This is a genomic window from Rugosimonospora africana (assembly GCF_016862975.1).
Taxonomy (GTDB): domain Bacteria; phylum Actinomycetota; class Actinomycetes; order Mycobacteriales; family Micromonosporaceae; genus Rugosimonospora; species Rugosimonospora africana.
The window spans coordinates 225,103-236,852 of sequence record NZ_BONZ01000039.1 but is presented as its reverse complement, the minus strand read 5'-3'; the positions used below and the strand labels follow the sequence as shown (position 1 = coordinate 236,852).

Below are 11,750 nucleotides of genomic sequence, written 5' to 3'. Positions count from 1 at the left end.
CGACCTGGGCCTTGCCCAGCACCACCGACCCGATGGCGTGGCTGAGCCGGTTGGCGAACGCCGCGAAACTGGCGACCTCCTCCCTGCTGGGTGCTTCGGTGCGGTACACGGGGGGCTGCGTCACTCTCGGTACTCCTAGCGGTGCTAACACTTCTTCAGGTTCCCGATCGCGGCGCCGCCGTCGAGATTGACCCACGCGTACGGGATGTAGTTGTTGCCGTTGAAGGGTATCCGCAGCCAATAGGTGGTCTTCCGGCCGCCGTACGGCGCGGCATTGACCGACTGTCCCGTCGTGTAACACTGCACCTGCACCGATGCCCCGGCGAACTTCGCGCCGACCTCCGTGCCGGAGGTCTGGTTGGGACTCGGGTACACCCAGATGCCTCCGGTGGTCGACCCGTGCCCGCAGTAACTGTCGTTGTTGCAGACCACGGTGCCGGTGACCGTCGGCGTGGTGACGCTGCCGGCGAAGCTGGCCGAGCCGGCCTTGTTCGACGCGGTGACCGTGAAGCTGTACTTCGTGGCCGGCCACAGCCCGCTCTTCTTGCCGCCGGTGCACGGGAACGAGCCCGCCGCCGCGCCGTTCAGGGAGATCGTGCAGGAGGTCGCGCTGCCGTTGCCGTTGACCGTGAACGGCACGTTGATCGCGTTGAAGCCGCTGGCAGACGCGGTGCCATGGGTGATCACCGGTACGTTGATGGTCTTGGCGCTGCCGCTGGCCGCAGGCCCGTCGCCGGCCGCGTTGACCGCCTTCACGCTGACCTGCACGGTCGCCCCGTTGCCGAAGCCGGTCAGGGTCACCGAGGTGGCACCGGTCACGTCCTGGCTCTTGCCGCCGGCGGTGACCACATATTTGGTGATCTTCCGACCGTTGTCGACCGCCGGCTGCCAGGCCACGCTGATCGCACCCTTGGCGTCGACGGTCTGCGCGGACAGCCCCTTCGGCGCCTCGGGAACCGTGTAGGGCACCACCGAGTTGCTCGGCGGCGACGCCTTGGAACTGGCGCCCTTGTCGTTGACCGCGGTGACGGTGAACGCGTACTGCGTGCCGTAGGCCAGCTTGCCGGGCGCGATGGTCAGCGTGGTGGACTTGGTGGTCATCGGGTCCACCGGCGCACCGCCGGAGACGGTGGCCACCGAGTACTGCACGATCTTGTGGCCCTGGCCGTTGGCGGCTGGCCAGCGCAGCACCACCGAACCGTCCTTCTGCTCCGCCGCGGTGACGCTGGCCGGCGCGTCGGGAACCTCGGAGGTCGGCACCACCGGGTTGGCGGCGCGCTTGGGACCGGCGCCCTTGGCGTTGACCGCGTGCACCGAGAACGTGTACGTCTTGCCGTTGGTCAGGCCGGTGACATCCAGCGACCGCTGCTTGGCACCCACCTCGTGCGGTGCGCCGCCGTCGCCCTCGACCACGTACTTGGTGATCGCCGAGCCGTGGGCCGCCGCCGCGCCCCAGGTGATGTGCGCCGAGGCGTTGCCGGCCACTGCGGACACCTTGGTCGGCGCGCCGGGCGGTCCGACCGGCGGTACCGGCGGCGGTGGGGGAGGGGGCGGGGGATTGGGTGGCGGATCGCCCCCGAGAACGTTGTTGGCGTACTTGTCGACCACCTTGACCCGATTGTGGCTGTCGACCACCCAGGCGGTGGAGGAGTTGGGCGCGTTGATGAACAGGTGGTCGGTCTTGACCTGCAACTCCAGCGAACCGCCCGCGTGCGGGATCGCGATCGTGCTGACCAGCTTGCCGGCCGAGTCCAGCACGTAGACGGTGCCGGAGGCGTTGTCGGCCACGTAGAAGCGCCCGGCGAACGGCACCGCCGGGGCGACGGGGCCGCCGCTGCCCGGTACCGCGAAGTCGTTGACGTGGCCGTTGCTGACCACGTAGACGTGCCGGTCGTCCTGCACGGTGACCGGCAGGCCCGCGCCGTTGCCGCCGGTGGTCGACGGCATCGTGCCGGTGCCCGACATCGGCACGCTCAGCGTGCGCTTCTGGCTGCCGCGTACCGTGGTCAGCGTGTCGCCGGTCTGGTCGAGCACGGCGACGCCGCTGTCCAATGTGGACATCGTCAGGTCGTGACCGGGGTCGGCGACCGCGACGGTCTGCGCCACGCTCGGACTGGTGGTGGCGGCCACGCCCTTGGCCGGGTGCGGCACCGCCGCGCGGATGCCCACCACGGTGCCCTCGGTCGGGACCAGCAGCCACAGCGTGCCGTTGCCGTCGAACGCCGCACCGCCCAGGCCCGGCGGGAAGCGCAGCGGCGCTCCGGTGGGGGTCAACGACGTGGGATCGAGCTGGCGGACCACGCCCTGCACCGTGTCGACAATGAACCCGGCGTCGCCGGACAGCACCACGGTGACCCCGAGCCCCGGGGTGGTCTGGCTGGTCGCGGCGACCTGCAGAGTGGCCAGGTCCAGCGAGCTGACCTCGCCGGTGTTCAAGTCGCGCAGGATCAGATAGCGGTCGGTCTGGCTGACCTGGATCACATGCCCCTGCGCGTCGACCACTTTGTAGCGGGTGTCCACCCGGCCGGTCTCGCCGTTGACCCGGGCGATCTCACCCCGACTGCTCGACCACATCCACAGGCTCGCGTTCGAGGTGGCCAGAGCGTGGTCGGTGGCGCCGAGGCCGAGCACGGTCGCGCCCATGGCGACCGCGAGGCCGAGCACCGTCGCCAGGGTGACCCAGGCCCCCCGACCACGAACGAATGTGCCGGTCCGCGACATTGTCATGCCTCACCGTCGGCGTCCCATTGGTGTGCCGGCCGATGGCTGCTGCCCCGCTGCCCTCGTCCCTGTGCAAGTCCGCGGCCATCATAGGGGCCGGGTCGGGGTCAATGGAACCCGCTGCGTGCGGCTGTGGATACCCGCCGTGATCAACTGCTGGTGGTGGTCGGGTGCGCGCCCCGCTGGGTACAGGTCAGTGCCGACGTGGCCACCTCGTTCGTGGTGTACACCGCGACCACGGTGAAGCAATAGTCCAGTGCGGGGTTGAGCCCGTTGAGTGTGTACGCGGACTGACCCGCGGGCAACGTCTGCAACGCCCGCGACGTCTCACCGGCCCGACCGCCGGCCACCACGAACGGCACCCGGCCCGCCGTCGGATCGCTCCAGGTCAGCGTCACCGACACACCATCGTCGCGCAGCTGCACGTGGCCGGGCGCCAGCCGGGCCGGCGCCGACGACGAACTCGCCGACGGGCTGCCCGCCGACGGCGTACCACGATGGAACAGCACCACCCCGATGGCCACGCCCGCCGCGACGACGACCAGCGTGATCAGGGCCATCGCGATCAGCGGCCCGCGCGAGCGCGACTCCTCGCCGGACCCGCGCGGCCGCCGCGCGGGCGGAGCCCACTGGCCGACGGTCGGCGAGGCCCAGTCATAGGGCTGCGCGAGCGGACCGCCGCTCTGGACTTCCTGATCGGCGGCGGCCGGACGCTGGTCGGGAATGGCGCCCGGCGCCGTCTCGGTCTGGCTCGGCACCGTGGTCTGGTTCGGCGTCGTGCCGTGGTTCGGCGTTGTCCCTCGGCCCGGTGCGGTGTCCGGGCGGGCCGCCGCGGGTTGCGAAGCCGACGCCGCATCCTCGATCGGGGCCGAGGGTGCCGGCGGCCGGTAGACGCCGGGGCCGGCGGGTGCGTCGGTGCGCAGCACGGCCGCGTCGTCGGGCCGCGCTGCCGGCTCGTCGCGGGGAGCGGGGCGGTACACGCCGGGCTCGACGGTGACCGCGGCGGGCGCCGGCGGCGGCTGGACCGGTTCGGCCGCGGGAGATTCCGCCGGCTCGGGGCGCGCGGTGGTGGCTTGCAACGGGGGTACGTCCACCCCGAGGTACCGCAGCGACGTGCGCACGTACGGGTGGTCCGGCCCGAGTACCGTCGGCCCGTAGTGCGCGACCCGCGCCAGGTTGCGCCGCGCCTCGTGCTTGTTGCCCAACTCGTCGGCGATCGCGCCGAGCTCCGCGGAGATCAGCAGAATCAGCGGATCGGCGTCGCCGAGGCCGTGCAGGCCCCCGTCCAGCGCCTCCTCCAGCACCCGGCGGGCAGCCGGAAGCTCACCCATCTCGCGGTGAACGGTGGCCAGCCGGCGTTGGGTTTCCACCACTGCCGGGTCGTCGGGACCCAGCTGGGCGCAGGCCACGTCCACGGCCGGCTCCAGCAGGTCACGGGCTGCCACGAAGTTGCCATCGGCGCGGAGGTCGTCCGCGTGCTGCCAGGTCGCGCTCAGTGGTGGTGGTGCAGACACCCCGTCAGACTGACGCCTGACCGGCCACAACGCCAGTGGACACCCCGGCGTGCGTGTATTGGTCTTTTGGTTCTCGCGCTGTCGGTTGGTTCGGCGCGGTACCGGCTGAGCTGCTTTTGTTTGGTGTTCCCTTTGCCGGGAGGCGCGCCTTGGCTGGCTGGCGTGCCCTTTGTTGGGTGCGCCCTTGTTGAGGTGGCGTGCCCTTGTTGAGGTCGCATGCCTTTGTTGGGGTGGCGTGCTCGCTGGCTCAGCTTGCTCGCTGGTTCACTTTGCCGGCGGGTCCGCCTCGGCGGCTGGCCGGGCTTACCCGCGTGCCGGCTGGGGCCGGGGCCTGTCGCGTCGGCTCTGGTCCGCCGAAGTTACCCGCCGGTAGAGTGCAGGTCGCGGGAGGGCCGGTGATCGTTCCGGCGCCCCGAGCGGTGTCCACCGACGCATGGATGGGATATCAGTGAGCGACCTGTTTTCCGTTGCCGGCAAGAACGTCCTGGTCACCGGCGGTTCCCGAGGGATCGGCCTGATGATCGCCCGGGGCTTCGTCGAGGCCGGCGCCAAGGTGTGGATCTCGTCCCGGAGGGCCGACGTGTGCGCCGAGGTCGCAGGAACGCTGGGCTGCGAGGCCGTTCCGGCCGACCTGTCGACCCCGGAGGGGCTCGCCGCCCTGACCGACGGGCTCTCATCGCGGATCTCCCGCCTGGATGTCCTGGTCAACAACGCCGGGGCGACCTGGGGTGCGCCGCTGGAGGAGTACCCGGACGGCGCGTTCGACAAGCTGTGGGCGACCAACGTCAAGCCGGTCTTCCGGCTCACCGTGTCGCTGCTGCCGCTGCTGCGGGCCGCCGCGACCGAGGACGACCCTGCCCGGGTGATCAACATCGGCTCGATCGACGGGATCAAGGTGCCGTCCATGGAGGTGTACGCCTACTCGGCGACGAAGGCGGCGGTGCACATGCTCACCCGGCAGTTGGCGCACCAGTTGGCGGCCGAGTCGATCACGGTGAACGCGATCGCACCGGGCCCCTTCGACAGCAAAATGATGGCGTTCGCCCTGAATAATCCGCAGGTACGGGCGGAGATCGCCGGCCAGGTGCCGCTCGGGCGCATCGGCCGCCCGGAGGACATGGCGGGTACGGCCATCTATCTGGCCTCGCGGGCGGGGGCGTACCTGACGGGCGCGGTGATCCCGGTGGACGGTGGGCTGACGACCCACGGATGATCAAGGAGGCCGGGCTTGAGCGGGACGGCGCGGTTCCGTGTACAGTGATCCCCCGACGACCTGCCCGGAGTGGGCCGGGTACGGCCTTGGCCGTACTTTTGGCCGCGCCGGGTATTGTTGACGCGCAAGTCCGAGTGGCGGAATGGCAGACGCGCTAGCTTGAGGTGCTAGTGCCCGTATAGGGCGTGGGGGTTCAAGTCCCCCCTCGGACACCACACGTGGGTTTCTATGCGCAGTTTCCCGTGTCCGTGTTCAAACACCTTTGAACACCTTCTTCACCCTCTGCTACTGCCGTCGGCGGCTGCTGACCAGCCCTGGGGGTGGTCCTGGTGACCACCTCGCTCGTCCCCCCGATCATCCCCAAGGTCGTTCCTGGCCGTCATGGCGAATCCGGCCCGGCTGGCCGGTCGCGACCGCCGCTTCCGGTCGCGGCGCTGGCCTCGGTGAGCCCGGCCGCCGTGGACACGATCTACGCGCTCAGCATGGTGGACAAGAGCGGTCGGGTGACCGACCGCAGCATGGTTCGCGAACTCGGCTGGCGGCCGGGCACCCGGCTGGACATCCGCGAACGGCGCGGCATCATCGTCGTGTCCCCGGCGGCCAGTGGCGTGGACTCCATCAGCCGGCAGGCGTTCTTGAAATTGCCGCTGACCGTCCGGCGATGGTGCCGGATCAAGACCGGGGACAAGGTCCTGCTCGCCGCTCACCATGCCGTCGGTGTCCTGGTGGTCCACCCAGTGGCCGCCCTGCATGCCCTGCTGGCTGACGTCCATGCTGCGGCGGTGCGGGGTGATGCGGCATGAGCGCGACGGCGGCGAGCCGGCCGGAGTTGGAGGCGGCCCGGTTGCTGCTGGAGCGGATGGGGATTTCCCCGGCCGATCTGCTTGGCGTGCGACCGGCCCGACCGGCGGCGCCGACGTTCGCCGAGTACGTACCGGTGGTGGCGGCGGCGGTGTCGGCGGGTACCCGCCGGGCGTACGGCTCTTACTGGAACCGGATCGTGGAGGCGTGGGGTGAGCGGCGGATCGACGAGCCGCGTCCCTCGGAGATCGAGCAGCTGCGGGGGCAGGTGCAGACCAACGTGGTGGCCAGGCGAAATGCCCGCGGGGGGCGATCGGCCGCGGAGCACCTGGTTGCGGCACTGCGGTGTCTGTATCGGCGGGCGGTGGCCGACGGGTACCTGGAGGCGGCGGACAACCCGGCGCTGAAGGTCGACAAGCCGCGCCGGCTGTCCAGCACCCGGCGCGCGATAGGGGATGCCCGCCTTGCGGAGATCAACCAGGTGGCAGCCAGTACCGGGGACGATCCCGGGCTCGACAGCCTGCTGATTCGGCTGCACACCGAGACCGCCTGCCGTCGTGGTGGTGCACTCGCTCTGCGTCCGCGGGATCTGGATTCCGACCAGTGTCTGATCTTCCTGCGGGAGAAGGGCGGTACTTCCCGCTGGCAGCCGGTCTCACCGACTTTAATGCGGCACCTGCTGGCGCATCACGCCGAGCGCGGTGACGGTGATCGAGACGCGGCGTTGCTGCGCTACCGCGACGGTCGGCGGCTGACCTACCGGCGCTACGACCACCTGTGGGTGAGGATCGGGCAGCACCTGGCATGGGTACGGACGCAGCAGATCAGCATGCACTGGCTGCGGCACACCACCCTGACCTGGGTCGAGCGCACCTACGGGCAAGCGGTCGCCCGCGCCTACGCCGGGCATACCGACGGCGGCGGGAAAGGCTCGACGGCCACGTACGTGCGGGCCAGCGTGTATGAGGTCGCTGTCGCGTTGGCCGGTTTGACCGGCGAGGATCATCCGCTCGCTGGGGAAATCTAGAGGGTCGATCATTCGGTGGCCTCCTTCGACCTACTGTGAAGGGGGCCACCAGACACCCTGGCAACCTATCCGGTTGTCCCAGCTCCCTCTCGGCGGTCTGTCCACTTCCACAGGCGTCCGCACAGACGCTGACGATGGTCGTTGTCTTGATGCCTCTGGGGCAGAACGCCAGCGGCCAAAACGGTCTAACTATCGGTGACCACGGGCTCGACGGCCCGCAGCTGACGTCGCGGCCATGGGCAGTGTCTTACCTACCTGATGTACTTGTGCTGTGCGCGAGCAGGAGTTCAAGGAGACGGCCGCACTCGGCGCGGCCAACGCAGAGGCGATCGAGCTGACGCGGCGGCACTGCCGCAACGCCCGGCTCAAGCTTCTCGGCGGCAACAGCTACGGCGGATCACTGCTTGGCGTGCCGCTCGGCCTCTTCGAGATCCGCTGCGAGCACGCCCCACCGCCGCGTGTCCAGAGCCCGCGAGCGACCGACCTCGCCATCGAATTTTACCGGGCCAACTGCACGAGCTGTGCGCATCGTGACGGGACCGGCGAGCTGCCCAACCTCGCCACCGTGTCGACCCAGCGGGCCGCCGTCGAACAGGCCCACGCGGATGCGGCGTGGCGCGTCGCCCAGGAACGCGCGGCACGCCACCGGGCGCGTGGTGAACGCCGTCGCCTGGTGCTGGCCGGCGAGGGCCATGTGGTGCGTGATCTGGGCGAGGCGTTGAATCGCATCGACCACTCCGATCCGCGTGTCGAACCGCTCACCGGGTCGCAACAGCAGGCGGTCCGGCACGTCCTGGATACGGCGCGGGCGGCCCCGGAGCTGTTTCGGCCGGTGCTCGTCGACAGCCTTGTCGAATTGGCCACCGACACTGCCGATCACACTGCCCTTGAAGCCCTTCAGGCCCTGGTACAGGCGGGCCGGTGCCCGACCCGCCAGGCCGTCAGCGCGGCTGTCACGGTGCTGCGTGAGCAACGCTCCGTCGAGGCGGGACGACTCTTCGGTCTGTTGGGGCCGGATCTGACCGCTGCAGATCTACCGGACGTCGTGGACCGTCTTATCGAGCTGGCGTCTGGCGGCGATGACGGGCCGTGGGCTGTGCCTGTGTCGACGGAGGGGCTACTCGCTGCATCTCGTGTCGACCTCGCCATGGTGACCGGCCGAATCGTGACCCACCTGTCTAGCGATGAAGAGCAGACCCGCCAGGCCGGCGCTGACGCGGCTCGTGCCCTGCTCGCTGTCGATGCCACCCGCATCATGGCGCTCGGGCCGCCGCTTGCAGCGAGCATTCGCGGGGAGGACGCCGGCTATGCCGGAATGCCTCATCCCGCTGGCGCGGCCCTTGGGGCGCTGGCGGAAGGGTGGCGCGGCGAGCCAGAGCTGACTCGGCAGATCGTTGAGGCCGCGGCCGCGACCGCGAGCCAGCCTGCACGCGACCAACTCGCCCGGGTGCCTTGGTTCTTGCAGCGTTTTCGGGAGCCGTGGGACGCCTCGCCCGAGGCGACTTCGCTGGCGATCGCATTCATGGCTCGCCGTGCCGGCGGCGACTGGGGCAACGAGGCCGCGGCTCACAGCGCTGAGCATATGCGTATCCTCGCCGGTGAGATCCCCAACGCCGTCGCTGACCACATCGACGAACTACTTGGTGTGATTCTCGCCCTGTCGGAGCCGATTGAGGATTCCACCCTCATCGCAACCGAGACAGGACTTCCTCCGGTCCTGCAGGACATGGAACGCTTCGGAAGCCGGATTAAGCGCGACGCGCGTCGGCGGAATCTTGCCGCCGCGATCGGTCGGTGCGCCGTCGCGGATTCTGATGCCGTCCTCACGCCCGTTCGATCGATCTTCGGGGCGACCACTGGCGACGAAAACCACGACCGCACAACCTGTGCGGCGATGCTAGAGGTGCTGAAGTCCGCGGTGTCGGCCGAGACGCTTCGCGACATTCTGCCCACCACGTATACAGCCCTGTGCCATACCGACCCCGTGGTCCGCAGGGGCGGTATCGACCTATGGATGGCCTGCGCGCGTGTTGCCGACACGCTGCCCACCGAGCTGACCGAGCTGTCCGCCGTGCTGCTAGACGATACCTACGTCATCGTGCACCGTGCCATGCTGGACAAGATCCCCCAGCTTCGGCTACCGGACGAGGTGGCCCCGCGGCTGCTCGCCAGCGTCGCAGGCTGGATCGCCACCTATGCTCAGCCGCAGACGGACCCGCATCCGGAGGTGCTCGCGTCGGCCCTCTGGTCGCTACTGTTCCTGGCTCAGCAGCTACCCGACAACACGGAAACCGTGAGGTGGTTGGACTTCGCGCTTGCCTACGTTGAGCTTTGCCGGCCGCAAGACCGGGAGCGGCTTCTCACGGCAAACTGGCCGGAAAAACTCAGAGCCCACCAGCTCTGGGTCCGGGCGGCGTTGGTCACTTCCGCCAGCCCCGAGCTGATCGACTACTACAACACACGCCGCGAACCTCTCTTGCAGGCCCTATTCGATCAGCCGTACCTGCTCACTGGCACCCCATTCGCCGACATCGAGCCGTTGAGCACTGTGCATGGGTCCGCGCATTCGTGGCGCGCCCTCGAACCAGTCGAACTCCTGCAGTCCGCCGGGCGGTGGGCCGACGCGTCTACCCTGGCCCGCCGGGTCGAAGCCGATCAGCCGCCCGGGGCAGAAGGGGCACCTGCCCGGACGATCGCCCGTGCCATCGCGCGCGGCGCCGAACTGGGCGAGGCACTCGTCGTCGGGCCACCCAACACCGCACAGCTGTCGACGCTCACTGCGGCAGCAGATGCGGCGGTGACTGCGGTCGAGCAGGCGTTCCCGGACGCGACGCAGGACGGACAGGTCCGCGCTACCCTCGACACATTACGGACCGCGGCAACAGTCGCAGCGCTGCTGCTCGCCCCCACCGTCACCGATCCTGCAGCCGACGCCGAGGTGCTGGACAAGGCGGCCGAAAGGCTCCAGGCAACGCCGGCTACCCACGCCAGCGGCGCCCAGCGCGCACTGATCGCCAGTGCTTGGAAGATCGCTGCACTCCTATTCCGGTACGACGCCGCGCTCCGACTCGCCGACCCGACCACGCCGGTCCTGCTCCAGGCCGCGCAGCGACGGGCCCAGGTCTTGCGCACCGCGCTGGACGCGGCGCCGCAGACGGGTCCCAGCAACCTTCGCGGATTCTTGACTGCGGTGGAGGCGGTTGGCGACCCGGCGGCGGCCGAGACAGCGTGGCGAAGCCTAGCCACCGTCCCTGCGCCGGTCTCCCTCGTCGGTACTGGCCTGACCCCACGGCGGTTCACACCCAGAGCCCTGGTGCCGGCGCCGGTTCAGCTGCCACGAGCCGTCTGTGTGGCCAGCATCCTTGGCGTACCCGTCACCGATGTCCTCGTCGTGCGACCCGGCGAGGTCTACCACCTGGGCATGACCGTCCGACTGCTGGATGTTCCCGATTGGGCTGAACGGTGCATCGTCGAACCAGTTACCACCCTCGGCCGGAACGCACTGTCCCTGCCTCGCTATGAGATCCTCCTCGCCGATGGCGCCGTCGACGAACTCGGGATCATGCTGCACGACGAGGCGCCGCTGCACTGCGGCGTCGAGCAGGCGATTCTCGCTCCCGCTCTAGACTGCCCGCTGCAAGTACGCCTGGTCGGTGACGGATACGAGCAGGTTGTCGACGTCGGGGGTCTGCGCCGCCTCAGACTGCGGCCGTTCGACCCGAGCCGGGACGCGCTGACCGAACACGAGCAGACCGACAGCCGACTCCTGTCGATGTTCGCCGCGCTCGACGCGACAATGTTCGACGCGGAGGACGTGCGAGGTTTCTGTCGGCTCTTTGCCGCTTGCGTGCGCGCGGCGCAGACCATCATGTTCGAGAAGGTCTTTAGACGTGGCACCCGTGTCACCGAGGCTCAGTTCCACGACGAGCTGGAACGTCGGTTACTCACCGACCCTGAGATCGGCGGCCGGCTGACCCGCCGTGACCCGGTCGCCGGTGGCTTCGACGACCTCCTCCACGACGACATAATCGCCGAGCTCAAAGTTTCGCGGGGCAAGCCGATCACGGTCGACGATTGCGCTCGCTACGTCGGGCAGCCTTCCCAGTATGGTGTCGGCCGAGGCAGCCAGCTCTCAATCCTGGTGGTGCTCGATCACGGCCGCAAGACAGCGCCACCCGGCGTGATCGAAAACTACATCGACTGGTTAAAGCCGCGTCTGCACGGCCTAGACGATCCGAGGTACCCGACCCTTGTCGGAGTACTCATCATCAACACCAATCTCCCTGTTCCAAGCGAGTGGTCGCGTCGCGGCGTCGAAGCCGAACGCATCCCCGCCGCGCGGGAACCCGGCCGGTAGTCGTCGGAGGTGAGTTCCAGCCGATAGGGTCCCATGAACCGGGTACCCTCGCACACAAAAGCAGCGGCAATCAGCTCTTCGGCCAAGTCATAGATGTCCAGGCCGCCATCAGCAATT

6 protein-coding genes and 1 tRNA gene are annotated in these 11,750 nt (G+C 69.3%); 5 read left to right on the top strand and 2 right to left on the bottom strand.

Annotated elements, in window-relative coordinates; genetic code table 11:
* Positions 1-144 precede the first annotated feature (144 nt).
* Entirely contained in the window at positions 145-2,727 is a 2,583-nt protein-coding gene (locus Raf01_RS21490) for a fibronectin type III domain-containing protein (RefSeq protein WP_203919742.1), read from the bottom strand.
* A gap of 143 nt (positions 2,728-2,870) precedes the next feature.
* Positions 2,871-4,235 carry a tetratricopeptide repeat protein gene (locus tag Raf01_RS21485; RefSeq protein ID WP_203919741.1) on the bottom strand — a complete coding sequence of 455 codons (1,365 nt, stop codon included), beginning with the start codon at positions 4,233-4,235 and terminating at the stop codon, positions 2,871-2,873.
* Positions 4,236-4,683: 448 nt separating this feature from the next.
* On the opposite strand from Raf01_RS21485, the gene Raf01_RS21480 reads away from it, so the two are divergent.
* From Raf01_RS21480 to Raf01_RS21460, 5 genes are all read left to right on the top strand, one after another.
* Positions 4,684-5,448 carry an SDR family oxidoreductase gene (locus Raf01_RS21480; RefSeq protein WP_203919740.1) on the top strand — a complete coding sequence of 255 codons (765 nt, stop codon included), beginning with the start codon at positions 4,684-4,686 and terminating at the stop codon, positions 5,446-5,448.
* Between the two features lie 128 nt (positions 5,449-5,576).
* Positions 5,577-5,663 (top strand) — tRNA-Leu (locus Raf01_RS21475).
* A 114-nt stretch (positions 5,664-5,777) separates the two neighbouring features.
* Positions 5,778-6,251, top strand: coding sequence for an AbrB/MazE/SpoVT family DNA-binding domain-containing protein (locus Raf01_RS21470; protein WP_203919739.1), 474 nt, complete (start codon positions 5,778-5,780; stop codon positions 6,249-6,251).
* Positions 6,248-7,276 (top strand): tyrosine-type recombinase/integrase, encoded by a 1,029-nt coding sequence (locus Raf01_RS21465; protein ID WP_239133786.1) that lies wholly within the window; start codon positions 6,248-6,250, stop codon positions 7,274-7,276. Before Raf01_RS21470 ends, Raf01_RS21465 begins: the two co-directional genes overlap by 4 nt.
* A gap of 271 nt (positions 7,277-7,547) precedes the next feature.
* Positions 7,548-11,633, top strand: coding sequence for a hypothetical protein (locus tag Raf01_RS21460; RefSeq protein WP_203919738.1), 4,086 nt, complete (start codon positions 7,548-7,550; stop codon positions 11,631-11,633).
* The last annotated feature ends 117 nt before the right edge of the window (positions 11,634-11,750 follow it).

Coding starts and splice junctions, on each gene's coding strand:
- Raf01_RS21490 (WP_203919742.1), bottom strand. CDS start 2,727: ATGACAATGTCGCGGACCGGCACATTCGTTCGTGGTCGGGGGGCCTGG.
- Raf01_RS21465 (WP_239133786.1), top strand. CDS start 6,248: ATGAGCGCGACGGCGGCGAGCCGGCCGGAGTTGGAGGCGGCCCGGTTG.